Origin of the sequence: Paractinoplanes lichenicola (assembly GCF_016785085.1) — a bacterium.
In the GTDB taxonomy this organism is placed as follows: Bacteria; Actinomycetota; Actinomycetes; order Mycobacteriales; family Micromonosporaceae; genus Actinoplanes; species Actinoplanes lichenicola.
On the sequence record NZ_JAENHO010000014.1, the window covers coordinates 82691 to 104680 of the forward strand.

The 21990-nt window shown below is 70.5% G+C and carries 25 protein-coding genes and 1 riboswitch; of the genes, 15 read left to right on the forward strand and 10 right to left on the reverse strand.

Annotated elements, in window-relative coordinates:
- The first annotated feature begins 30 nt into the window (after positions 1 to 30).
- Both JKJ07_RS39510 and JKJ07_RS39515 read left to right on the forward strand, forming a co-directional pair.
- Positions 31 to 231 (forward strand): hypothetical protein, encoded by a 201-nt coding sequence (locus JKJ07_RS39510; protein WP_202997136.1) that lies wholly within the window; start codon positions 31 to 33, stop codon positions 229 to 231.
- Positions 232 to 244: 13 nt separating this feature from the next.
- On the forward strand, positions 245 to 400 hold the full coding sequence (locus JKJ07_RS39515) for a hypothetical protein (RefSeq protein ID WP_202997137.1): 156 nt from the start codon (positions 245 to 247) through the stop codon (positions 398 to 400).
- 17 nt (positions 401 to 417) lie between these two features.
- On the opposite strand, the gene JKJ07_RS39520 is transcribed toward JKJ07_RS39515, so the two are convergent.
- Positions 418 to 660, reverse strand: coding sequence for a DUF6158 family protein (locus JKJ07_RS39520; RefSeq protein ID WP_202997138.1), 243 nt, complete (start codon positions 658 to 660; stop codon positions 418 to 420).
- Positions 661 to 749: 89 nt separating this feature from the next.
- On the opposite strand from JKJ07_RS39520, the gene JKJ07_RS39525 reads away from it, so the two are divergent.
- From JKJ07_RS39525 to JKJ07_RS39535, 3 genes are all read left to right on the forward strand, one after another.
- A complete protein-coding gene (locus JKJ07_RS39525; protein ID WP_202997139.1) occupies positions 750 to 1148 on the forward strand; it encodes a hypothetical protein in 399 nt (132 codons plus the stop codon).
- A gap of 11 nt (positions 1149 to 1159) precedes the next feature.
- Positions 1160 to 1480: a DUF3817 domain-containing protein gene (locus tag JKJ07_RS39530; RefSeq protein WP_202997140.1), complete on the forward strand. Its 321-nt coding sequence runs from the start codon at positions 1160 to 1162 to the stop codon at positions 1478 to 1480.
- Positions 1481 to 1646: 166 nt separating this feature from the next.
- Positions 1647 to 1796: riboswitch (cyclic di-AMP (ydaO/yuaA leader) on the forward strand.
- 57 nt (positions 1797 to 1853) lie between these two features.
- Positions 1854 to 2771: a C40 family peptidase gene (locus JKJ07_RS39535; protein WP_202997141.1), complete on the forward strand. Its 918-nt coding sequence runs from the start codon at positions 1854 to 1856 to the stop codon at positions 2769 to 2771.
- 82 nt (positions 2772 to 2853) lie between these two features.
- Here JKJ07_RS39535 and JKJ07_RS39540 read toward each other — a convergent pair whose 3' ends face one another.
- Positions 2854 to 3858 (reverse strand): sigma-70 family RNA polymerase sigma factor, encoded by a 1005-nt coding sequence (locus JKJ07_RS39540; protein WP_202997142.1) that lies wholly within the window; start codon positions 3856 to 3858, stop codon positions 2854 to 2856.
- 587 nt (positions 3859 to 4445) lie between these two features.
- Here JKJ07_RS39540 and JKJ07_RS39545 point away from each other — a divergent pair.
- On the forward strand, positions 4446 to 5141 hold the full coding sequence (locus JKJ07_RS39545; RefSeq protein ID WP_202997143.1) for an SDR family NAD(P)-dependent oxidoreductase: 696 nt from the start codon (positions 4446 to 4448) through the stop codon (positions 5139 to 5141).
- Between the two features lie 11 nt (positions 5142 to 5152).
- On the opposite strand, the gene JKJ07_RS39550 is transcribed toward JKJ07_RS39545, so the two are convergent.
- A complete protein-coding gene (locus JKJ07_RS39550) occupies positions 5153 to 5851 on the reverse strand; it encodes a dTMP kinase (RefSeq protein ID WP_202997144.1) in 699 nt (232 codons plus the stop codon).
- 169 nt (positions 5852 to 6020) lie between these two features.
- Here JKJ07_RS39550 and JKJ07_RS39555 point away from each other — a divergent pair, with 169 nt between their 5' ends.
- The 7 genes from JKJ07_RS39555 (at position 6021) to JKJ07_RS39585 (ending at position 11197) form a co-directional block, all read left to right on the forward strand.
- Positions 6021 to 6602 carry a nucleotidyltransferase gene (locus JKJ07_RS39555; protein ID WP_202997145.1) on the forward strand — a complete coding sequence of 194 codons (582 nt, stop codon included), beginning with the start codon at positions 6021 to 6023 and terminating at the stop codon, positions 6600 to 6602.
- A 15-nt stretch (positions 6603 to 6617) separates the two neighbouring features.
- Positions 6618 to 6866: a hypothetical protein gene (locus JKJ07_RS39560; RefSeq protein ID WP_202997146.1), complete on the forward strand. Its 249-nt coding sequence runs from the start codon at positions 6618 to 6620 to the stop codon at positions 6864 to 6866.
- Positions 6863 to 7609, forward strand: a complete 747-nt coding sequence (locus JKJ07_RS39565; protein WP_202997147.1) for a metallophosphoesterase family protein — start codon at positions 6863 to 6865, stop codon at positions 7607 to 7609. Before JKJ07_RS39560 ends, JKJ07_RS39565 begins: the two co-directional genes overlap by 4 nt.
- A 39-nt stretch (positions 7610 to 7648) precedes the next feature.
- Entirely contained in the window at positions 7649 to 7792 is a 144-nt protein-coding gene (locus tag JKJ07_RS39570) for a GPGG-motif small membrane protein (RefSeq protein WP_166661129.1), read from the forward strand.
- 174 nt (positions 7793 to 7966) lie between these two features.
- Positions 7967 to 8848, forward strand: coding sequence for an MHYT domain-containing protein (locus tag JKJ07_RS39575; RefSeq protein ID WP_202997148.1), 882 nt, complete (start codon positions 7967 to 7969; stop codon positions 8846 to 8848).
- A 20-nt stretch (positions 8849 to 8868) separates the two neighbouring features.
- On the forward strand, positions 8869 to 9585 hold the full coding sequence (locus JKJ07_RS39580; RefSeq protein WP_202997149.1) for an HD domain-containing protein: 717 nt from the start codon (positions 8869 to 8871) through the stop codon (positions 9583 to 9585).
- Between the two features lie 10 nt (positions 9586 to 9595).
- Positions 9596 to 11197, forward strand: coding sequence for a glycoside hydrolase family 13 protein (locus JKJ07_RS39585; protein ID WP_202997150.1), 1602 nt, complete (start codon positions 9596 to 9598; stop codon positions 11195 to 11197).
- Here the strand turns inward: JKJ07_RS39585 and JKJ07_RS39590 are convergent.
- From JKJ07_RS39590 to xylA, 3 genes are read right to left on the reverse strand one after another with little or no spacing between them, the layout of a single operon-like run.
- Complete coding sequence (locus JKJ07_RS39590) at positions 11105 to 12571, reverse strand: MFS transporter (protein WP_202997151.1); 1467 nt, start codon at positions 12569 to 12571, stop codon at positions 11105 to 11107. The genes JKJ07_RS39585 and JKJ07_RS39590 overlap by 93 nt on opposite strands.
- A 9-nt stretch (positions 12572 to 12580) precedes the next feature.
- A complete protein-coding gene (gene xylB / locus JKJ07_RS39595) occupies positions 12581 to 13981 on the reverse strand; it encodes a xylulokinase (protein ID WP_202997152.1) in 1401 nt (466 codons plus the stop codon).
- 20 nt (positions 13982 to 14001) lie between these two features.
- Complete coding sequence (gene xylA, locus JKJ07_RS39600; RefSeq protein ID WP_202997153.1) at positions 14002 to 15189, reverse strand: xylose isomerase; 1188 nt, start codon at positions 15187 to 15189, stop codon at positions 14002 to 14004.
- Between the two features lie 74 nt (positions 15190 to 15263).
- On the opposite strand from xylA, the gene JKJ07_RS39605 reads away from it, so the two are divergent.
- Positions 15264 to 16382 carry an ROK family protein gene (locus tag JKJ07_RS39605; protein ID WP_202997154.1) on the forward strand — a complete coding sequence of 373 codons (1119 nt, stop codon included), beginning with the start codon at positions 15264 to 15266 and terminating at the stop codon, positions 16380 to 16382.
- On the opposite strand, the gene JKJ07_RS39610 is transcribed toward JKJ07_RS39605, so the two are convergent.
- Complete coding sequence (locus JKJ07_RS39610; protein WP_236030676.1) at positions 16370 to 16849, reverse strand: MarR family winged helix-turn-helix transcriptional regulator; 480 nt, start codon at positions 16847 to 16849, stop codon at positions 16370 to 16372. The two genes, JKJ07_RS39605 and JKJ07_RS39610, sit on opposite strands and share 13 nt — an antisense overlap.
- Positions 16850 to 16899: 50 nt before the next feature.
- Between JKJ07_RS39610 and JKJ07_RS39615 the strand changes: the two genes are divergently transcribed.
- A complete protein-coding gene (locus JKJ07_RS39615; protein ID WP_202997155.1) occupies positions 16900 to 18033 on the forward strand; it encodes a PP2C family protein-serine/threonine phosphatase in 1134 nt (377 codons plus the stop codon).
- A 48-nt stretch (positions 18034 to 18081) separates the two neighbouring features.
- Here the strand turns inward: JKJ07_RS39615 and JKJ07_RS39620 are convergent, their stop codons facing one another.
- From JKJ07_RS39620 to JKJ07_RS39630, 3 genes are all read right to left on the reverse strand, one after another.
- Positions 18082 to 19791, reverse strand: a complete 1710-nt coding sequence (locus tag JKJ07_RS39620; protein WP_202997156.1) for a substrate-binding and VWA domain-containing protein — start codon at positions 19789 to 19791, stop codon at positions 18082 to 18084.
- A gap of 239 nt (positions 19792 to 20030) precedes the next feature.
- Positions 20031 to 21083, reverse strand: coding sequence for a lactonase family protein (locus JKJ07_RS39625; RefSeq protein ID WP_202997157.1), 1053 nt, complete (start codon positions 21081 to 21083; stop codon positions 20031 to 20033).
- Between the two features lie 74 nt (positions 21084 to 21157).
- A complete protein-coding gene (locus JKJ07_RS39630) occupies positions 21158 to 21946 on the reverse strand; it encodes a hypothetical protein (protein WP_202997158.1) in 789 nt (262 codons plus the stop codon).
- Positions 21947 to 21990: the final 44 nt, after the last annotated feature.

Here is a 21990-nt window from a genome sequence, read left to right on the forward strand (position 1 = left end):
GGCACTCCACGGCCGGGTAGCCGGACAGCCGTGACTGATGAGATTCGTGAGCTGGACGCCTTCCTGGACGACGCCTTCGACGGCCAGGAACGGCTGAGCAGCGCCGACCTGCAGCGCCGGGCGGTCGCGACCGGCCTGCCGGCCCTGGCCCTGACCCGCGTCGACGCGCTGCCGGAGGGCGAGTACGCCCAGGACGAGGCGGCCGAGGCGCTCCGCGCTCTGGATGTCTGAGAGAGGAAGCCGCATGGAACCGATCGGGGACCCGGACGAGCAAGAGGACTTCGCCGGCGAGCACAGCGACACGGCTGTCGACAAGGACGTGACGGCCGATCAGGACGACGACGCCGAGCCGGAGAGCCCGGACGGCTGGGGCGGCCTGGAGCCCGAGGGCCCACCGTGACGAGATGAGAACAGCTGTCAGAAGTCCTGGGTGAGCCGGCTCGGGTCGACCTCGCGGCCGGGGTAGCGGGTGATGTATTCGGTCTCCAGCTCGGCGGTGCGCTTGAAGTGGTTGTCCAGCGCCGCGTCCGGGCCGTGCCGGAGCGTGGCCAGGCGGGCGCGGTAGAGGCTGGCGAGCTCTCGGAAGAGGTCGTCGTCGCCGAGGGTGGCCGGGTCGATGCCGGTCTCCATCAGCGGGGCGTCACCACGGGCGTCAGTCATCACGCACCTCGTTCTCGTTTCGGGTCACAACGCCTCCTCGGGTTGCCCGTGCTGACGACCAGCAAACCCCGCCGGTACGCTTGGTGGCCATGAAGGGCCTGTGGACTCCGGCGTGGATCGCCCGGCACGTCCTGGCAGTGGTTCTCGCCTCCGGCTGCCTGGTGCTGGGCTGGTGGCAGTTCAGCCGCGCCCAGGAGGGCAATTCGATCAGCTGGGGCTACATGTTCGAGTGGCCGGTGTTCGCGGCCTTCGTCGTTTTCCTGTGGTGGCGCGAGGTGCAACTGGCCCGCAAGAAGGGCCTGGCCGAAAAGCCCGCCGAAGAGCAGGCGGAGAGGCTCCCAGGTTCGGCTGTTACGGTCGGCCGGCCGGTGCGCGTGGCCACCAACTCCGCCTCGGCCGAGGACGATCCCGAGCTCACGGCTTACAACGACTATCTCGCCTGGCTCAACGCCAACCCCGGCGCCCGCCCGAGCGACTATCCCGGATAGGAAACACGAACGTGCAGGGTGCTCTGACCCGATACCGGATCATCGCGTGGATCGTCGGCGTCTGCCTGCTCGCGCTGGTCGTGGTCGGCATGCCGCTGAAATACCTGGCCGACAATCCGGTCGTGGTGGCCGCGGTCGGCCCGGCGCACGGCTTCCTGTTCATGGTCTATCTGGTCGCCACGTTCGACCTGTCCCGCCGCGCGCACTGGCCCTTCGGCCGGATGCTGCTGGTGATGCTCTCGGGCACGATCCCGTTCCTGTCGTTCTGGGCCGAGCGTAAGGTCACCCGGGAATGGGTCCCGGCCGAGGAATCGGTGAAAAGTCCAGTTTGACAGCCGACTTCGACGCATTGCTGCCGTCGAATTACTAGCTGTTATGGGGATCATTCACACAAAGTGGTCCATTGCCTTAAATCACTCTGTGACCCCTTGCATTTGAATCTTTCGCCGATAGGTTAATCCGGTTGGTTCGGTCCGCAGCCACTCCCCTCGGTGGCGCCGGCCAACGCTGCCGAATCCCAGCCGCGTCCCCCGACACGGCGACAAGAACCGGGGAACCAAGTTTCCGGGGCTAATCCGCGTCCGCGCGGTAGGGGCATCTTCCTCCCGAGCCCGTCAGCTAACCCGGTAGGCGGCCAGGCGGAAGAAAGGCCACTGACCGGTGCCCCACCCCCGTACGAGGCTTCGGGTCCTCGTCGTCGCGGCGATGGCTGCCGCGATCACCGGCTCCTTCGTGACGCCCGCGCAAGCGGCCCCGTCCGCCACGGAGCTCAAGAAGCAGATCGAGGAGGCGTCCAACAAGCTCGAGGACGTCACCGAGCAGTACAACGCGATGCGCGTCAACCTGAAGAAGACCCAGGACGACCAGAAGAAGCTCCAGGCGTCCCTGGCTCCGGCCCAGGCCGCGCTGAAGGCCGCGAGCGCCCAGGTGGGCAACCTGGCGAGCACGTCCTACAAGCAGGGCCGCGTCGGGCCGATGAGCGCGCTGCTCTCGGGCACACAGGACGGCCTGATGGACCGCATGGGCTACCTCGACATGCTGACCCGGTCCAACCAGCGTGACATCGACACGTTCACCGAGGCGACGCAGAACTTCAGCGAGCGTCAGGCCGCCCTCAAGGCGACCCAAAACAAGCAGAACGGCCAGCTGAAGGCGCTCACGACGCAGAAGACGGCGATCCAGAAGGACCTCAAGAAGCTGTTCGCCATGCGGGAGGCCGCGTACGGCCAGCCGCAGGAGACGGGCGGCAGCTACGACGGCCCGATCCCGCAGATCTCCGGCAAGGCCGGCCTCGCGGTCACGTTCGCCTACAACCAGATCGGCAAGCCGTACCTGTTCGGCGCGGACGGTCCGGGCAGCTTCGACTGCTCCGGCCTGACCTCGGCGGCGTGGCGGGCGGCCGGCAAGTCTCTGACCCACCAGACGAAGTCGCAGTGGAGCGAGACGAAACGCATCAGCCGGGACGACCTGCAGCCGGGCGACCTGGTGTTCTATCGCAGCCTCGGGCACGTGGCGATCTACGTCGGCGGCGGTCAGATCATCGACGCGCCGCACTCCGGCACGGTGGTCAAGAAACGCACGATCAACATCATGACCCCGTACGGGTTCGGACGAGTCGTCTAGTTCCCGCGCACGGAGAAGGCCGGTACCCGACTGGGTACCGGCCTTTCGCGTCTGTGAGTAACGGGGGGTGAAGCGGGGAACGTCAGGCGGCCTGCAGGCCCTCGGCCCGGGCCAGCTCGCGCAGCCGGCCGAGCGCCTGGATCTCGAGCTGGCGGATCCGCTCGCGGCTCAGCGAGAAGCGGGAGGCCACCTCGGTCAGCGAGTGCTCGCGACCGTCCTCGAGGCCGTAGCGGGCCCGCATGATGCCGGCCGACCGGTCGTCGAGGTGGTTGAGCAGACCCTCGATGCGCTGACGCTCCAGCGCGGTCAGCACGATCTCCTCCGGGGAGGGGGCGTCGCTGTCGGCCACCAGGTCGCCGAGGTTGGTGTCGCCGTCGTCGCCGACCGGGGTGTCGAGGGAGACAGTGTCCTGCGCCCAGCGGGTGAGCTCGTTGACGCGCTCGACGGTCACTCCGAGGGCGGCCGCGACCTGCTCGGGCTCGGGGTCGCCGCCCAGCTCACGGACGAGCTGGCGGGTCACGTTGCGCATCCGGTTGACGTCCTCGACCAGGTGCACGGGCAGTCGCACCGTGCGCTCCTGCTGGGCGATGGCCCGGCTGATCGCCTGGCGGACCCACCACGTGGCGTACGTCGAGAACTTGTAGCCGCGCTCGTAGTCGAACTTCTCGACGGCGCGGACCAGGCCGGTGTTGCCCTCCTGGATCAGGTCGAGCATCGGCATGCCGGAGCGCACGTAGCGCCGGGCGATCGACACGACCAGCCGGAGGTTGGCCCGGATGAACAGGTCCTTGGCCTTCTGGCCCTCGGACACCAGTCGCTCGAGCTCTTCCCGGCTCACTCCACGCCGGACCTCGCCGCTGTCGAGCAGGTGCTCGGCATAGAGGCCCGCCTCGATTGCCTTGGAGAGCTCGACCTCCCGTGCGGCGTCCAGCAGTGGCGTCCGGGAGATCTCGTGCAGGTAGACGCCGACAAGGTCACGCTCTTCGGCGACCTGATCGGTCCGCATCACGGTGTTCTTCTCCACGTTGCCCACGGTCCCCTCATTGCCATCACTACTAACCCCGTTACGGGTGATACCTGTATCCATCAGTTCCTCCCCGTAACGTCCGCAGTTCGCACATTGCGGTTACTGGCATCTACACAACAAATGGCTGCCTGCACTGATTCCGGCTGGTGAGTCGAAAGTGTCACGAATGTCTGGGGGCTAGCTGAGAGCCGCGTGCATACTTCCTGTACAGGGCTTCCGTACTAGCGAGCTCCCGCGCCCCGGCATTCGGTCGTACGGCCACTGGTGGCAGCACTGACAGAGGCATACCCGTTGCAACTCTCATGACACCATCGGCCCCTCGTCCCTCACAGCGACGTCCATCACCAATGACCTTGGGACGTCCGTCACCACCCAGTACGTTCCTTGGGCGCGCCAGGTTCACGGGCTGGATCGACAGCTTCAGGACGGGCTTGAAACAAAAGCTGTCAGCAAAAAGATCCCGCACTGCACCGAACGGGACCACCTGCCACAATGCGGCACGTGGCGGCGCAGTTCACTAGCCCGCCCGGGTGACCATCGACTGGGTGACGCCCCTCTGACAACGGTTCGGAGCCGCCGCGCCATCCGCTGGGCGAGGTGACGAACAACACAGTGCCGGCGATCTCGGGAGAGGCACGATGGGCGGCATGCAGAACGGGCGCACAGCTTTGATCACGGGCGGCACGGGTGGCTTGGGGGTCGCCGTGGTCGAGGCGTTCGTCGCCGACGGCTGGCGCGTGGTCACCCCCGTACGGGCGGGATCGGTCGACAAGCTGCCCAAGGGCGCCGTGCCGGTGGTCGCCGACCTGACGGATGAGACCGAGGTCACCACTGCCGTGTCCACCGCCGTGGCCGCCGGCAGCCCCGGATCCCCGCTGCGGGCCGTGATCAACCTCGTCGGCGGGTTCGCGAGCGGCCCGCTGATCGCCGACGCGCCCTATGCGGGCCTCGAGGCGCAGCTCGCCGCCAATCTCCGCCCGACCTATCTGGTCACTCAGGCGGCCCTGCCCCACCTCGTCGACGCGGGCGGCGGCAGCATCGTCTGCCTCTCTTCCCGTACGGCGGTGGCGCCCTTCCCCGGCGGCTCGGCGTACGCGATCTCCAAGGCCGCCGTGCTCGCCTTCGCCGCCTCGGTCGCCCTGGAGTACAGGTCGCGCAACGTGCGCTGCAACACTGTGCTGCCCAGCGTGATCGACACCCCGGCCAACCGGGCCGCGATGCCCGACGCCGACTTCGCCAAGTGGGTGCGGCCCGACGAGATCGCGCCCACGATCCTCTTCCTGGCGTCCGACGCCTCAGCACCCACCAGCGGCGCCCAGATCCCCGTCTACGGCCGGGCTTAGGCCTCGGGCCCTCAGAGCGCCTCCGCGAGCTGATAGCCGGCCACGGCCAGGGCGGCGACGAGCGGGCCACCGGCCAGGATCATGCCGCGGACCGAACGGCCCGGGGCCGGCATGCCGCGCCGGGCGAGCTCGGTGTGGATGGCCGCGGAGACCTCGTCGGGCGTGCCGTTGGCGTCGATCACGACGAAGCCGGCGAGCTCGGGCAGCGAGTGATAGGCGGCGCGGGCCGAGGCGAGATAGTCCATCGTCTCGCTGTCGTAGCCGCGGGCCTCGATGCGGTCGTGCGCGACCTCGGGCGTGACGTCGAGCAGGAACGTCACGTCGGGGCGGGGGAAGAAACGGTAGGCCAGGCGGGCGCGGCGCTCGGCGGCCGGTTTCGCCCCGCGGGCCCGCAGGCTCGCGTACTGGCAGTACGCGTAGCGGTCCATCACCACGGTGCCGCCGGTGAACGCGCGGCGCAGCAGGGTGCGCAGGATGGCCAGCCAGCGCAGCACCGCCTCGACGAAGAGCATCGTGCGCCGGCCGAGCAGGTCGTCGGCGTCCGCACGGCCGAGCCGCACGGCGACCCGGCCGAACCAGTGCCGGCCGCCCGCGTTGCGCCGGTAGGAGGCGTTCACACCCGCGGCGCGCAGCTCGTCGGCCAGGCGGTGCGCCTGGGTCGTCTTGCCCGAGCCGTCCATGCCGACCAGCGCGATCGTCCGAGGGGTCATGCCAACCAACGGTAACTGGAGGGCGCACGCGCCGTTCTCCGGCGGCGGCCCCGCCGGCGTACCAAAATGGGGTTTTGTCCGGTGACTCGCATGGCTGGCGATTCAACGAGAGACGGCCCGGGTAGTCGTATCCGACACACAACCGCACACGTCGACAGGGGGAATCACCATGCCGCACCGGGTGGACGAGGGCCTGGCCGGCACGCTCAAAAAGGTCGCCTCGACCTTGAAGGGCGCCGGCATACCGTTCGCGCTCGGCGGCAGTTTCGCGGTCTACGCGCACGGCGGCCACTCCAGCGACCACGACGTCGACTTCCTGCTGCGCGAGCAGGACAAGGAGCAGGCGCTGGCCGAGCTGGCCAAGGTCGGGTTCCGCACCGAGCAGCCGCCGGAGGACTGGCTGGTCAAGGTCTACGACGAGGACCGGATGGTCGACCTCATCTATCGGCCCGTCGAGACCCCGGTCACCGACGACACCTTGAACGACACCGAGCAGATCTCCGTCGAGGCGATCTTCATGCCGGTGCTGTCGGCGACCCAGCTGATGGTGCACAAGCTCCTCAGCTACAGCCAGCACTACTGCGACTTCGCCACCGGACTGCCGGTGGCCCGCTCGCTGCGGGAGCTCATCGACTGGCCCCGCGTGCGCCGCGAGACCGAGAAATCACCGTACGCCGAGGCCTTCCTGATCCTCCTGGACCGGCTGGACGTCGTGCCGTTCCCGGACGACGAGGAAGCCCTCACAAGCTGACAGGAGGGGTTGGGGATGACGACCGACACCGATCTCGAGGCCGAGATCCAGCGCCTGCTCACCGAGCACGACCGGATAGCCGAGCAGGGCATCACCGTGCAACGCCGCGATCACCTGATCGTGCTCGGCGGCGAGGTGGAGAGCGCGCAGCGCCGTGACGAGATCTGCAAGCAGATCTCCACCCACTTCCCGGACGTGCAGATCACGTGCGACATCGGGATCACCCGGGCGCAGGCGCCCAGCGAGGTGGAGGAGATTTCATGATCCGGATCGCCGCCGTGGGCGACGTCCACGTGGACAAGGACGTGGTGGGCCGTTACCGGCCCGCCCTGGAGGAACTGCCCGACCAGGCCGACGCGCTGCTGGTGGCCGGCGACCTGACCCGGCACGGCACCCCGGAGGAGGCCCGCTGCTTCGCCAAGGAGTTCGGCGGGCTGGCCGTGCCGGTGGTGGTCGTGCTGGGCAACCACGACCACCAGAGCGACCAGCAGGAGCAGGTCACCGAGGTGCTGACCGACGCCGGGATCACCGTGCTGGAGGGTGCCGCGACCGTGCTCGAGATCCGCGGGCACCGGCTCGGCATCGCCGGCACCAAGGGCTTCGGCGGCGGGTTCGCCGGGGCCTGCGCGAGCAACTTCGGCGAACGCGAGATGAAGGACTTCGTCGGCACCACCGAGCGCTTCGCGACCGTACTGGAAAACGCTTTGAATTCTGTGGAGTGTGACGCCCTGGTGGCGCTCACCCACTACGCCCCGGTGCCCGAGACGCTGGTCGGCGAGCCGCTGGAGATCTACGCGTTCCTCGGGAGCTATCAGCTCGGCCGGGCCATCGACGCGGCCCCGACGGCGCTCGCCCTGCACGGGCACGCGCACCACGGCTCCGAGCGCGGCCGTACGCCCGGCGGGGTGCCCGTCCGCAACGTCGCGCACCCGGTGATCAAGCAGGCGTACAACGTCTACCAGCTGTTGTCCGATGAGGTCGATGCCACACTTGCGACCGCTCGATAACCAGGTTTCCGATTTTCACGCACCGGGTATCCGATCTGCATGGACCTAATCCTTTGGATTCTCGCAGTCATCCTGGTGGTCGCCGGTATCCTCGCGCTCTTCCGGCGGCAGCTGCTCTGGGGCATCGTGCTGATCATCGTCGGCCTCCTGGTGGGCCCCGGCGGCGTCAGCATCTTCACCTGATCGGCGCCTCGCATCCCGCAACCATCCCCCACGAAAAGAGAACCGGGTCACCCTCCAACGGGTGGCCCGGTTCCGTTTGTCCGGTCTGCCGCACTCGCGGTGCGATGAACCGATCCGGATCGCTGACTGAATCACTCGCGGAAACCCGTCGATCTTCTTCCGCGAGGAGTGCCGGTGGCCGAGGTCCATCACTTCACGTACGGCGTCTTCAACCCGATCGCCGCCTTCCTGCTCGCCTTCCTGGGGTCCTTCTTCGGGTTGCTGAGCACGGCCCGGGCCCGGGGTGCGCGTACTCGTAGCCGCCGCAACCGCTGGCTGCTGATCGGCGCGTTCGCGATCGGGGGCGGCGCGATCTGGCTCATGCACTTCGCGGCCATGCTCGGCTTCGAGGTGCCGGCCAGCCCGGTGCGCTTCGACGTGCCGATGACCGTGGGCAGCCTGGTGCTGGCCGTCGTGGCGGTCGGGGCCGGCCTGCTGATCGTCGGGCACGGGCGGCGCACCCCGCCCAAGGTGGTCGCGGCCGGCGTGCTGACCGGCGGCGGCGTGCTCGCCATGCACTACACCGGCATGCGCGGCATGCACGTCTCGGGCCAGATGCGCTACGACCTCACGCTGGTGGCCGCCTCGGCCGTGATCGCCGTCGTGGCCTCCACGGTCGCGCTGTGGTTCACCGTCTCGGTGCGCGGCTGGGCGCCGATCAGCGGGGCCGCGGCGATCATGGCGATCGCGGTCTGCGGCATGCACTACACCGGGATGGCGGCCATGTCGGTGCATCTCGACCCGGGCCTGCCGGGCCAGGTGTCGGGGCTGCGGCCGCTCACCATGATCGTGCCGATCACCCTGATCACGGCGGCGACGATCGTCGGGGTGGCGCTCAGCGCGCTGCAGGCGATGACCGAGGAGGAGTTCACCAACGGGGCCGGCACCCCGAGGCGCGGGGCGCACGCCGAGCCGGGCGGCAATCCATGGTCGCTCAAGCAGGCCACGGCGGCCGCGACCGCCGCGCGCCGGCCCTCGCCTCGCCCGGTTCCGATGCGTACGCCCACCAACAGCTGAGGCTCCGGTACGTTCTGCGCATGGCGCCACGGATGCTGCTGTCGATGCCGCTGCACGCGATCACCGAGGTGTACGGCGAGGCCGGCCTCCGCGAGCGGTTGCTGCTCGAGCTCGAGACGTTTCCCGAGCCCGAGCGGGAGCAGCTGACCGAGGCGCTCGACCTGGCGGCCCGGCTGCACGCCGACGACCGCCGGGTCCGCGAGCCCTACCTCAACCACCTGCTCCGGGTGGCCATCCGCATCATCAAGTATTACGGCGTACGGGATGTGGACGTGCTGACCGCGGCCCTGCTGCACGACGCCGTGGAGGATCACCCGGGCGAGCTGGCCGGCCTGGCCTCGGGCACCCACGCCGAGCTGACCGACGCGGCCATCGCCGAGCTGGCCCGCCGATTCGGCGCCCGGGTGGCCGAGCTCGTCCACTCGGTCACCAACCCGGAGTACGACCCCCTGCGCGACCGCCACGAGCAGTATCGGGCGCACGTGGCGGCCAGCCTGGAGCGCGACCCGTGGGCCCGGGTGATCAAGGTCTCGGACTTCACCGACAACGGCGTGGGGGTGGTGCACACCACGCTCGACAAGGCCGTCCGGGCCGCCACGAAGTATCGCCCGCTCGTGCCGAAGCTGCGTGAGCTGGTGGGACGGCCGGACACCCCGCTGTCGATCGCGGCCAAGGACCACATCATGGATCAGCTCGACCTGGCCGAGGAGCGATTCGCCGCCATCCTCGATGACTAGCCTTACGGGCATGGTCCAGAACGACGAATGGTGGCGCGACGCCGTCATCTACCAGGTCTATCCCCGCTCCTTCGCCGACAGCGACGGGGACGGGATGGGCGACCTGCCCGGCATCACCGGCCGCCTGCCCCACCTGCGGGAGCTCGGCGTCGACGCCGTCTGGCTCTCTCCGTTCTATCCGTCGCCCCAGCACGACGCGGGCTACGACGTGGCCGACTACCGCGGGGTCGACCCGCGCTTCGGCGACCTGGGCGACGCCGACAAGCTGATCGCGGAGGCCCACAACCTGGGTCTGAAGATCATCGTCGACCTGGTGCCCAACCACACCTCCAGCGAGCACGCGTGGTTCCAGGCCGCCCTCGCGGCCGGGCCGGGCAGCCCCGAGCGGGAGCGTTACATCTTCCGCGACGGCGACGAGCCGCCGAACTCGTGGCAGAGCGTCTTCGGCGGCAGCGCCTGGGAGCGGACCCCGGACGGGCAGTGGTATCTGCACCTGTTCGACGTCAGCCAGCCCGACCTCAACTGGGACAACCCCGAGGTGCGGGAGGAGTTCCTGGCCGTGCTGCGGTTCTGGCTCGACCGCGGCGTCGACGGTTTCCGGGTCGACGTCGCCCACGGGCTGGTCAAGGACAAGAACCTGACCGACTGGACCACCGCCAGCACGATCCTGGGTGGCCTCGACCCGGCCGGCCCGCCCCCGCCGATGTGGGACCAGGAGGGCGTCCACGAGATCTACCAGTCGTGGCGGCAGGTGCTCGACCAGTATCCCGGCGGCCGCATCCTGGTGGCCGAGGCGTGGGTGGCCCCGGCGAGCCGGTTGGCCCGATACGTGCGCCCCGACGAGATGCACCAGGCGTTCAACTTCCCGTACCTGGAAGCTCAGTGGACACCGGCGGCGCTGCGCTCGGTCATCGACGAATCGCTCGCGGCCAACGACGCCGTCGGCGCCCCCACCACCTGGGTGCTGTCGAACCACGACGTCGTGCGGCACGCCAGCCGGCTCGGCTTCCCGGTCGGCACCCCGCGCATGCCCGGCATCGGCGCCGGCGACCCGCAGCCCGACGCCGCGCTCGGCCTGCGCCGGGCGCGGGCGGCCACGCTGCTGATGCTCGCGCTGCCCGGCTCGGCCTACCTCTATCAGGGCGAGGAGCTGGGGCTGCCCGAGCACACCACGATGCCCGACGAGTTCCGGGAGGACCCGGCCTGGGAGCGCTCGGGGCATGCGGAACGGGGCCGCGACGGCTGCCGGGTGCCGCTGCCGTGGGAGGCCGACGCCCCGTCGTACGGGTTCGGCCCGGCCGACGCGTCCTGGCTGCCCCAGCCGGCGACCTGGGCCGAGTTCGCGCTCGACCGGCAGCAAGGGGTGGCCGGCTCGACGTGGGAGCTCTATCGGACCGCCCTGGGCCTGCGGCGTGAGCACGGCCTGGGCCGCGGCGGCGTGACCTGGCAGGACGGCGCGTTCGCCTTCCGCAACGGCGACGTGCTCGTGGTGACGAACTTCGGGGCCGACGCGGTGGCGCTACCGGCCGGCGCCCGGGTCCTGCTGAGCAGCGAGCCCCTCGACGACGACGGGCGGGTCCCCACCGACGTCACCGTCTGGGCGGCCCTCTAGCGCGGCGGCCCGGCTCAGCAGGGCGGCGTGCGTGTCTGCCATGTCGCGCGCGACCGTCCTGCTGGCCAGCCAGAACATGACGCCGGTGGGCAGCCAGAAGAGCTGGAAGGCGGCCAGCCCGACCGCGTAGTTGAGCGGGGGCGGGAAGGCGCCGGCCAGCCCGCGGAAGGCCGCCGCGACCATGATGTTGCCGCCCGCCCGGCCGAAACCGTTGACCAGGTTGCCCAGGCTGTAGACGGTGCCGCGGTGCTCGGGCGGGTTGACGTCGGCGATCAGGGCGAACCAGTTGGGCGAGTTGGCCGACGTGAGCATGAGCGCGAAGACCGCGACGGCCAGGCACAGGCCGACGGTGGGCTCGGTGAAGACGTCGGCCAGCACCGCCGAGACGACCCCGCCCGTGGCCGCGCCGTCGGGCACGTCGATGCGCATCGGCACGAAGAACAGCACGATGTAGAACGGCACGGCGGCCACGACCCCGACCGCCGCGACCAGGGCCCGGCCCCGGGGCGTACGGCGTTGCAAGCGGTCGCCGACGAGGCCGCCCAGGATGGACAGGGCGCCGCCGGCCTGGAAGAGCGTGGCGAACACGCTGCCGATCACGATCGCCGTGCCGGCCGTGTAGCCCTGATCCTCGGCGCGGGAGCGGAACAGCACGGGCAGCCAGACCAGCGAGCCCAGGGCGATCTGCGCGGTGCTCCCCTGCAGGATCAGCCAGATGTTGGTGCGCCGGCGCAGGATGAGCGGCAGGTGGTCGTGGTGGATGCGCTCGTCGTAGTCGACCCCTGCCAGCTCGGGCTGCGAGTCGCCGCGGGGCACGTTGTAGGTGAACAGGTAGGCCACCGTGGCCACGCCGCCGGCGATCGCGGTGATCATGAACGGCCGGCGCCAGTCGTCGTGGCCGATCAGCCCGCCGACCAGGGTGCCGGCGAGCGTGCCGACCCCCTGCGAGAGGCCCCAGAAGCTCATCACGAGCCCGCGCCGCTTGGGTGAGATCAGATCGCTGACCACGGCGAAGCTGACCGAGGCGACGGCGCCGAGACCGAACGCGGCGATCACCTGACTGGTCAGAAAGCTGGGGTAGCTGCCCGAGAAACCGGACCAGATCGTGCCCGCGATCCAGATCAGCGTGCCGAGGACGAGCACCGGCTTGCGGTCGGTGCGATCCCCGGCGTACGCGAAGCCGATGGCCGCGATCGCGCTGATCAGGAACATGATCGTGGTGGCGAGCGCGATGTGGCCCTCACCCACCCCGAACGCGTCGCCGATGCTGCCGTAGAGCGGCGGCACCAGCCCGATCGCGACGTTGTCGAGCGAGGCGAGGACCACGAACACCACCACGCTGTAGGCGCGGTGGGCGGTTCCTCCCCTGGTCACCCGGAAAGGTTAGCGGGGGCGGTCGATGACCGCGTCTCTGGCCGCGGCGTACTGCTCGCGGATCAGCGGCACCGGCGTGGCCTCGTACGTCTCGGGCTGCTCGGCCGACCACACCGGGGGCTCCGCGCCACCGCGGGCGACCCAGGCGGCCTGACGGGCGGCGCCGTCCGCGACGTACTCACCCGGCGGGGGCACCAGCACCGGCAGCCCGAACAGCTCGGGGGCGATGCGCCGGACCGCCTCGCTGCGGGCCCCGCCGCCGACCAGCACGATGCGGTTGGCCGTGGCGCCGTTGGCGACCAGCGCGTCCAGGCCGTCGGCGAGCGCGCACAGCATGCCCTCGACGGCGGCCCGGGCCAGGTGCGCCGGGTCGGAGGTCTTGAGCGTGAGGCCGTGGATGGCGCCGGTGGCGTCGGGGCGGTTCGGCGTGCGCTCGCCCTCCAGGTACGGAATGAGGACGAGGCCGTCGGCGCCGGCCGGGGCGCCCAGCGCGAGCTGGGACAGCTTGTCGTGGTCGACGCCGAGCAGCTTGGTCGCGGCGTCGAGCACGCGGGCCGCGTTCAGCGTCACGACGATCGGCAGGAAGCGGCCGGTGGTGTCGGCGAACCCGGCCACCGTGCCGGTCGGGTCGTTGGGCGACACGTCGGAGGAGACGAAGACCGTGCCGGACGTGCCGATCGAGACGATGACGTCGCCGGTGCCGGCGCCCGTGCCGAACGCGGCCGCGGCGTTGTCGCCGGCGCCGGGGCCGAGCGGGGCGCCGTTGGGCAGCCGGCCCGCGATGCCGGTGGGGCCGAGCACCTCGGGCACTCCGATGACCCGGCCGAAGCCGAGCTCGAGCAGGTCGGGACGGTACTCGTTGGTCTTGGCCGACCAGTAGAGCGTGCCGCTGGCGTCGCTGCGGTCGGTCCTGATCGCGCCGATGTCCGTCGACCCGGAGAGCTTCCAGGTCAGCCAGTCGTGCGGCAGGCACACCGCAGCCACTCTCGCCGCGTTCTCCGGCTCGTTGCGGGCGAGCCAGCGCAGTTTGGTCAGGGTGAAGCTGGCGACCGGCACGATGCCGACCGCGTCGGCCCACTTGTCGCCGCCGCCGAGCTCGGAGATCAGGTCGGCGGCCGCGCCGGCGCTGCGGGTGTCGTTCCACAGCAGCGCCGGGCGGACCACTTCGCCGTTCTCGTCGAGCACCACCATGCCGTGCTGCTGGCCGGCCACCGAGGCGGCGGCCACGTCGTCCAGGCCGCCGGCCTGCTCGATCGCTTGTTGCAGCGCGGCCCACCAGGCGTCCGGATGCACCTCGGTGCCGTCCGGATGCGAGGCCCGGCCCTGCCGGATCAGCTTGCCGGTCTCCGCGTCACGGATGACCACCTTGCAGGACTGGGTGGAGCTGTCGATCCCGGCTACGAGAGTCATGTCGTCCCTTATACGGAGGGTCAGTTGGCCCGGAGAACGTGGTCGATCATCAGCTGGTGCAGCTTCACGAAACCGTAGCCCTGCGCACCGGCCGCGTCGACGTCGAACTCCTCCCAGGCGCTCTTGTCGTTGAGCAGGTCCTGGTAGGTCTCGCCGGGGTTGAGCGTCGGCGTCTCGAGCTCGAGCACCTTGCTGGCGCGCAGCGCCTCCTGCACGGCCGGCGCGGCCCGGAACTCCTGAGCGCGCTCCTTGAGCAGCAGATACATCCGCATGTTGGCGGCGGCCGAGTCCCACACGCCGTTGATGTCCTCGGTGCGTGACGGCTTGTAGTCGAAGTGCCGGGGGCCGTCGTACTTGGGGCCGCCGCCGATCGGGCCGTTCTCCAGCAGGTCGACCAGCGAGAACGCGTTGAGCAGGTCGCCGTGGCCGAAGACCAGGTCCTGGTCGAACTTGACGCTGTGCTGGCCGTTGAGGTCGATGTGGAAGAGCTTCTTCTGCCACAGGGCCTGGGCGATGCCCTGGGTGAAGTTGAGGTTCGACATCTGCTCGTGGCCGACCTCGGGGTTGATGCCGAACAGCTCGGGGCGCTCGAGCTCGTAGGTGAACGCGATCGCGTGGCCGAGGGTCGGCAGCAGGATGTCGCCGCGGGGCTCGTTGGGCTTGGGCTCGATGGCGAAGCGCAGGCCGTAGCCCTTGTCCTCGGAGTACTGCGCGACGAGGTTGAGGCCCTCGCGGTAGCGGTCGAGGGCGGCGTTGATGTCCTTGGCCGCGTCGTACTCGGCGCCCTCGCGGCCGCCCCAGAGCACGAACGTCTCGGCGCCCAGCTCGGCGGCGAAGTCGACCTGGCGCAGGACCTTGCGCAGCGCGTACCGCCGGACCGAGCGGTCGTTGCTGGTGAACGCGCCGTCCTTGAACACCGGGTGGCTGAAGGTGTTGGTGGTGACCATCGGGACGACGATGCCGGTCTCGTCGAGCGCCTTCTTGAAGCCGGCGACGATGCCGTCGCGGGTCTGGGCGTCGGAGCCGAACGGCACCAGGTCGTCGTCGTGGAACGTCAGGCCGTACGCGCCGAGCTCGGCCAGCTTGTGCACCGCCTCGACCGGGTCGAGCGCCGGGCGGGTGGCCGAGCCGAAGGCGTCCTGAGCCTGCCAACCGATGGTCCACAGGCCGAAGGAGAACTTGTCTTCACGGGTGGGTTGGACCGACACGGTTACCTCCACGCAACATCTGGGATTTGTTTATTGGTTGAATTATTTGGGCGGCCTGTGGCATTGTCAAGGCCATGAACGGCCGCATCCTCAATGCTTCCCGGGCCCCCGTCCGGCAATCGAGCGTGCGTGCCCACAATCTCGCGCTCGTGTTGCAGACAGTGGCAAACAGCGCGAACCGGCCATCCCGGGCGGCCATCGCGGGCTCGACCGGGCTCACCCGGGCCACCGTCTCCGCGCTCGTCGACGACCTGATCGCGGGTGGTTTGCTCACCGAGCACGACCCCGCCCCCCGTACGGGGGCCGGCCGCCCCGCCGCCGGCCTGGCGCTCTCCTCCGAGGGCCCGGCCGGGCTCGGCCTCGAGATCAACGTCGACTATCAGGCCGCCTGCGTGGTCGATCTGACCGGAGTCGTGCGGCACCGCTTCGTCGCCCGCGGTGACCAGCGGCTGCTCTCCCCCGCGGCGGCCCTGGCCGAGCTGGACGTGCTCGCCGTGCGGGCCCGTTCGGCGGCCGAGGCCGACGGGCTCACCCTGGCCGGCGCCGCGCTCGCCGTGCCGGGCCTGGTCGCGCCGGGCGGTCTCGTGCGGGTCGCGCCCAACCTGGGCTGGCAGGACGTCCGCGTGCCCGAGCTGGCCGGGCTGCCGATCACCGTCGACAACGAGGCCAACCTGGCCGCGCTGGGCGAGCTGCGGGCCGACGGCACGGAGCCCAGCTTCGTCTACGTCTCCGGCGAGATCGGCATCGGCGCCGGCATCGTGCTCGACGGCGTGCTCTATCGCGGCGGCCGCGGCTGGAGCGGCGAGATCGGGCACGTCACGGTCTATCCCGACGGGCGGCCCTGCCGCTGCGGGGCGAACGGCTGCCTCGAGCAGTACGCGGGTCAGGAGGCCGTGGCAGCCGATCCCGACCTGGCCGCGGCCGCGCTCGGGATCGCGCTGTCGGCCGTGGTGAATCTGCTCGATCTTGGGGTAATCGTGCTCGGTGGTGGCTACGCGCCGGAGTTCGCCCGGCTGAGCGAGGGCATCGAGGCCGAGTTACGCCGCCGGGTGCTGACCGCCGGGCTCGCCCCGGTGACCGTGCGCCCGGCCGCCCTGGGCGCCGACGCGGCCATGCTCGGCGCGGCCGACGCGGTCATCCGCGACGTGCAGGAGGACCCGGCGGGATGGCTGGCGCGCGCTCAGGCCGTCTGAGCCGAGGCGGAGCCGTTGCCCTCCTCCGCCGCCGCGGCGAACTCGGTGAGCCCCCGCAGCAGCGCCGCCCGACCGCCGGAAGACATCTTTTCCAGGACGCCCGTGAGCGCGCGACGCCGGATGCGGCGCAGCTCGGCCAGCAGGGTGCGCGACGCCGGAGTGAGATAGAGGGCGATCTCGCGCCTGTCCGCCCGGCCCGGCACCCGCTCGACCATGCCCGAGGCCACCAGGCGGTCGCACAGGCGGCTGGCCGAGGAGAGCAGCATGCCCAGCTCGGCCGCCAGACCGCCGAGATTGAGGCCCTCGGAGCGCTCGACGGCGAGCAGCGCGTTCAGCTGGACCGAGGACATCCGCGGCGTGACCTGTTCGCGGGCCACGTCCCACGCGAGCAGCAAGGCTTTCGCGGCGTCGTCGATCGCCGCGGCGTGCATGGGGTCAGGCCCGTCCGACCCATGGTAAACGGCCATGGTGCAGCAGAGACTACTCGTACGTCCGTGTCTGTTCGAGGAGGTCGTCATTGATCGACAGGCTACTGACGGTTCGGCGGATTCTCACCGACGCGGCCGCAGACATCGTTCCGGACCGCCTGGCCGAGGGACTGGCCAAGGAGTACGGGGCCTCCCGCACCGAGTTGTACCTGGTGGATTACCGTCTGGCCGCCCTCGTGCCGGTCTTCGGCGACGACAGCCGGACCCGTCCGGGCGACCCGGCCTGGCGCTGCTTCGACCACCAGGCCCCGGTGCCGGAAAACGATGTGATCTTCGTGCCGGTCTCCGGGCGCGGCGAGCGGATCGGAGTGCTGGCCTGCTCGCCGGCCCCGGATGACGACTCGGCGGTGGCGGAGCTGGCCGAGATCGGGGTCGCGCTGGCCCACGAGCTGCAGTCGGCCGGGTCCGGCACCGACCGCTATCAGGCGATCGCGCGCACCCGGCGGCTCACGCTGGCCGCCGAGATGCAGTGGGAGCTGCTGCCCGGGCGCAGCCGCATGCGCCCGGCGTTCGGCCTGGCCGGGCAGCTCGAGCCGTCCTACGACGTACGGGGGGACAGCTTCGACTGGTCCGACGAGGACGGCCGGCTGTCGCTCAGCGTGCTCAACGGCATGGGCGACGGCGTGTCGGCCTCGCTGCTGACCGCGCTCGCCACCTACGCCCTGCGCAACGCCCGCCGGGCCGGGATTCCGCTGGCGGACCAGGCCGCGCTGGCCGACCAGGCGATCTTCGCCGAGCACCGGGGGGTGGCCCACGTGTCGGCCCTGCTGCTCGAGCTCGATCTGGTCACCGGCGAGGTGCAGGCGGTCGACGCGGGCTCGCCCCGGCTGTTGCTGCTGCGCGACGGCGAGGTGCGCGAGCAGACGCTGGAGCAGGAGTTCCCGCTCGGCATGTTCGACGAGACGGACTATCAGGTGCAGCGCTTCCGGCTCGAGCCCGGCGACCGGCTGATGCTGGTGAGCGACGGGGTCTACGAGGCGGTGGCGGCGACCGGACGGTACGGCGACGCCGCGCTGGCGCGATTCGTGCGGCGTACCGGGCCGCTGGTGCCCTTGCAGGCCGTGCGCTCGCTGCTGGGTGATCTGCGGGTGTTCGTGGGCGACGCCGAGCTCGAGGACGACGCGGTCGCCGTCTGCCTGGACTGGAACGGCCCGCGAACCTGAACGGGGCCGCCACCTCGCGGTGACGGCCCCGATCGGGGAAAGCGCGGACTAGCTGCCGGACGCGCCGGTGCGGCGGCCGATGGCCTCGACGAAGATCTGGCTCATCTTGGCCGGGTCCTTGGTGACGAAGACACCACCGGCGGGGGTCTCCTTCACGACTTCCTGAAGCTCGTCCTGGTCGACCTGGTCACCGATGCCGATGATGACCAGACGCACGGGCTCCTTCGGGTCGTTGAGCCGCTTGAGCTCCGCCTTCAGCTGCTCGAGCTTGATCTTGCTGCCCTCGTCCTTGCCGTCGGTGAAGAGGATGAGGGAGTTGACCTTGCCGGGCTCCCACGTCTTCTTGACCTCTTTGTAGCCGGCCAGCACCGTGTCGTAGAGGCCGGTGTCACCGTTCTGCTTCGGCACGATCTGGCTGATCGAATCCTGGAGCTGAGGCCGGCCCGACGCGAGCGGGGTGATCGGCACGATCTCCTTCCAGGGTCTCGAGCCGACCAACTCGGTCGAGAACAGCCACACGCCGACAGCCCACTTGTTGCTGAACATGTTGAGACCGGCGGCCGCCGCCTTGCGGGTCACCGCGGCGCGGGTCTGGTTGTTGGCCGTCGGCACCTTGGTGTTCATCGAGCCGGAGACGTCGAAGACCGCGAGCACCCGGCCCGGCTGCGTGATGGCGGTCCAGCTGCCGATCACCTGGCTCAGCGCGCTGGCGTCGAGGCCGGCCGCGGCCGTGCCGCCGTTCTCACCGTTGCCGCCGACCGAGTTGCTGGCGGGCGGGGACGCGTCGGGCGCGCCCAGCGGGCGGGCGAAGCCGGAGCCGAACGAGCCGTCCGGCGCGCGCAGGCCGGCCGCGCCGAGGGCGTTCTTGAACGTGCCGCTGGACAGCTGCGCCCGCAGACCCGCGGCGGCCTGCTGCTTGGGCAGGTCGGTCTCGGGCATGACGGCGAACGGGTAGTCGAGCGGCATCGGGCTCGGCTCGAGGTAGAGCCCGACCAGCGGCACCGGCGGCTTGGCGGCGTTGTAGGCCACCACGTTCTGCTCGGAGATCGGCGCCGCGCTGAGGCCACCGCCGATGTCCGACGGGTCGGCCGAGCGGGGGAAGGTCTCGATCAGCTCGTCGCGCAGGTTGGACGCGTTGGTCGCGAGCGCGGACAGGGCCTTGACCTTGACCTGCTGGCCGGTGTCGCCGGCGCCGGCCGCCTGGCCCAGCGCGAGCAGGCCGGACAGACCGGCCGCGTCGCGCTGCGGGTTGGCGATGCCGGTGTTCAGGCGGGTGTTGGTCAGCATCTGCTGGAGCAGCTGGGCCCAGCCGAGCTTGTTGTTCGGCCAGCCGATGGTCTTGGCGACCGGCTCGGGCATGGCCACGACGACCGGGCTCTGCGCGATCGGCTTGCCGTCGGAGGGCACGAAGCCGGGCGCCTCGGACTTGAGCCGCAGGATCCAGGTGGAGGAGTCGGGGATCCAGAGGTCGGGCACCTTGACCGCCTGGGCCGCGGTGCCGACACCGGCCAGCTGCACCTTGTGCTCGCCGGCCACGGCCGCGGCCATGGTCATGGAGTTGACGTCGTCGACAGCGACGGCGACACACGTGCCGTCGACGTTCGCGCCGTCCTGCACCCAGCGTTGCGCGACCTGGTCGATCGCGGGGGCGATCTCGGGAGTCGCGGCGACGGTCAACCGGATCGAACCGGAGCACCCGTCGTCGGAAAGCTGCTGGTATCCGAAGTAGGACCCCGCCACTACGACGACTATCGCCATCGCAGCTCCGACGATGCCCGCTCCTCTTAGATTGAAGTTTCTACGATGGCGGCCTGACACGCGCTCCATAGTGCGCATCTGCGTACCCGAATGCCATATACGTTCGGGCGAAAGTTACTCGGATTGGAATTCTTGGCATCATGCGTCACTGCGCGTGGTGACGTCATCTCGATCAGTGGCGGCCTGTGCCGGATTTGTCCCCGGCTCAACGATGATCACCATCTATCCCGCTCTGTACGTTACCTGCCGCCGACGGCATTCCAGCGCAGGACGCATGTCGGGCTGGCGGCGGACACGGAGTCACCCGGCGCCGCGGGCACGCCGGTCTCGGGATCGATCCGGAAGATCGTCACGCTCTGTGATCGCTGATTGGTTACGTAGAGGTGATCCCCGACCAGGATCATGTGCCTTGGCCAGTCACCCCCGGCAGGCGTCTCGGCCACGAGCGTCGCCGCCTCGCCGTCCCACGCGAAGGTCGCCACCGTGTTCGCCCCGCGGTTGGCGACGTAGACGAAACGGCCCTCGGGGCGCACCACGATCTCGGACGGGTAGTTCTCCCCCTCGGCCGTGGTGGACGCGGCCTGACCGGCCAGGTCGAGCGAGCCCTCGGCTCCGGGGCTCCACCAGGTCAGGTCGCCGGAGAGCTCGCCCACCACGAACAGTGCGCCGTCGGGCGAGAAGCGGACGTGCCGCGGGCCGGTGCCGGGCTGGGCCGAGACCGCGGCCCCGTGCAGCGTCAGCCGGCCCGAAACCGGATCGAGCCGGGCCCGCCACACCTTGTCGGAGCCGAGGTCGGCGATCAGCACCTCGTCGCGCACCGGGAACACCATGTGCGCGTGCGGGCCGGCCTGGCGGTCGGCGACCGGGCCGCTGCCGGTGAGCGTGAGCAGGTCGGTGCGCTCGCCCGGGGCGCCGTCGGCGTCGAGCGGGAAGACGGCGACCGAGCCGGTGCCGTAGTTGGCCACCAGCAGGTGCCGGCCGTCGGCGGTGACCGCGAGGTGGGCCGGGTCGCTGCCGCCGGTGGGGCGGCTCGCCAGCGGCGTGAGGTCACCGGTGGCATCGACCGTGAAGGCGCTGACCGTGCCGCCGGGGTCGAGCTCGTTCACGGCGTAGAGGACCGGCAGCGCCGGGTGCTGGGTCAGGAACGACGGGCTCGGCGTGCGGGTCACGACGGCCGGCCCGGTCAGCTCGCCGGTCGCGGGATCGCGCCGCAGCCGGACGATGCCCTCGCCGTCACCACCCTTGTCCGCCGTGTAGCCACCGACGAAGACGTGCTCATCACTCGCGCCCATGGGGCTGATCTCATCACACCCGGCGGCCGGGGCGCGGACCCCCGTCGGTCCCGCGCCCCGGCCCCCGCCGCCCCTCAGCTGTTCAGCAGGTCGTAGACGACCGGGGTGGCCTTCATCTGCTCGGCCGCCGTCGGGGCGACCGGCGTCTTCGTCGCGCCGAAGCCGGTGTAGCGGACGTGATAGGTCTCGGCCTTCGCCTTCCCGGCCGCCGGGATCTTGACGAGCAGCGAGGTCAGGCGCCCGTCGCCGTCGACGTCGGCCTCGAACGGCACCGTCTTGGCCTTCGGGCCGAGCGCCTTCAACCGCGCGTCGGTCACGATCTCGGCCTCGGTCGAGGCGGTGAGGTCGGTGGTGCCGGTGTAGTGGCCGTCGCCGGCCCGGGCCACGGCGGCCGCGGCCCGCAGCACCGACGCGGCATAGCCGGGATCGGTGTCACCGTCGTAGCCGGACGGCGCGACCTCCGGGTCCTTGACCTTTGCCGGGTCGACGACCAGCCACTTGCGGGGCACCTCCGGCAGGCCCGGCACCTTCGCCGGCTTGAACAAGATCTTCATCCAGGCCTTCTCCCGGACGGTCAGCGCATACATGGTCATGGAGAAGCCGGCGTCCGGCTCGGTGTGCACGACCTGCACCCGGAAGGTCTCGCGCGGGGCGTCGAGCACACCGGAGATCGGCGTGACGCCGCCCTTGACGTCGAAGGCGAAGGCGGGCGTCTTCTCGTCCGGCACGGCCTGGAGGAGTTGTTCGCGCGGTGTGGCCGGCGGCGCGGTGGTCCCGGCGGGGCCGGCCGCTCGGCCGACCAGGCCGCAACCGGCGGTGGTGGTAAGGACAACAAGGACGGTGATTCCAGCGAGGCGCTTCATGGCGACGACGCTGCCGGGCGTCGCTGCCATCGCCCTGCGGCTAT

Bases quoted from the DNA above. Each gene is read 5' to 3' on its own strand.
- JKJ07_RS39515 (WP_202997137.1), top strand. From the start codon at position 245: ATGGAACCGATCGGGGACCCGGACGAGCAAGAGGACTTCGCCGGCGAG.
- JKJ07_RS39520 (WP_202997138.1), bottom strand. From the start codon at position 660: ATGACTGACGCCCGTGGTGACGCCCCGCTGATGGAGACCGGCATCGAC.
- JKJ07_RS39525 (WP_202997139.1), top strand. From the start codon at position 750: ATGAAGGGCCTGTGGACTCCGGCGTGGATCGCCCGGCACGTCCTGGCA.
- JKJ07_RS39535 (WP_202997141.1), top strand. From the start codon at position 1,854: ATGGCTGCCGCGATCACCGGCTCCTTCGTGACGCCCGCGCAAGCGGCC.
- JKJ07_RS39540 (WP_202997142.1), bottom strand. From the start codon at position 3,858: ATGGATACAGGTATCACCCGTAACGGGGTTAGTAGTGATGGCAATGAG.
- JKJ07_RS39545 (WP_202997143.1), top strand. From the start codon at position 4,446: ATGCAGAACGGGCGCACAGCTTTGATCACGGGCGGCACGGGTGGCTTG.
- JKJ07_RS39550 (WP_202997144.1), bottom strand. From the start codon at position 5,851: ATGACCCCTCGGACGATCGCGCTGGTCGGCATGGACGGCTCGGGCAAG.
- JKJ07_RS39555 (WP_202997145.1), top strand. From the start codon at position 6,021: ATGCCGCACCGGGTGGACGAGGGCCTGGCCGGCACGCTCAAAAAGGTC.
- JKJ07_RS39560 (WP_202997146.1), top strand. From the start codon at position 6,618: ATGACGACCGACACCGATCTCGAGGCCGAGATCCAGCGCCTGCTCACC.
- JKJ07_RS39565 (WP_202997147.1), top strand. From the start codon at position 6,863: ATGATCCGGATCGCCGCCGTGGGCGACGTCCACGTGGACAAGGACGTG.
- JKJ07_RS39570 (WP_166661129.1), top strand. From the start codon at position 7,649: ATGGACCTAATCCTTTGGATTCTCGCAGTCATCCTGGTGGTCGCCGGT.
- JKJ07_RS39580 (WP_202997149.1), top strand. From the start codon at position 8,869: ATGGCGCCACGGATGCTGCTGTCGATGCCGCTGCACGCGATCACCGAG.
- JKJ07_RS39585 (WP_202997150.1), top strand. From the start codon at position 9,596: ATGGTCCAGAACGACGAATGGTGGCGCGACGCCGTCATCTACCAGGTC.
- xylB (WP_202997152.1), bottom strand. From the start codon at position 13,981: ATGACTCTCGTAGCCGGGATCGACAGCTCCACCCAGTCCTGCAAGGTG.
- JKJ07_RS39605 (WP_202997154.1), top strand. From the start codon at position 15,264: ATGAACGGCCGCATCCTCAATGCTTCCCGGGCCCCCGTCCGGCAATCG.
- JKJ07_RS39610 (WP_236030676.1), bottom strand. From the start codon at position 16,849: ATGGCCGTTTACCATGGGTCGGACGGGCCTGACCCCATGCACGCCGCG.
- JKJ07_RS39620 (WP_202997156.1), bottom strand. From the start codon at position 19,791: ATGGCGATAGTCGTCGTAGTGGCGGGGTCCTACTTCGGATACCAGCAG.
- JKJ07_RS39625 (WP_202997157.1), bottom strand. From the start codon at position 21,083: ATGGGCGCGAGTGATGAGCACGTCTTCGTCGGTGGCTACACGGCGGAC.
- JKJ07_RS39630 (WP_202997158.1), bottom strand. From the start codon at position 21,946: ATGAAGCGCCTCGCTGGAATCACCGTCCTTGTTGTCCTTACCACCACC.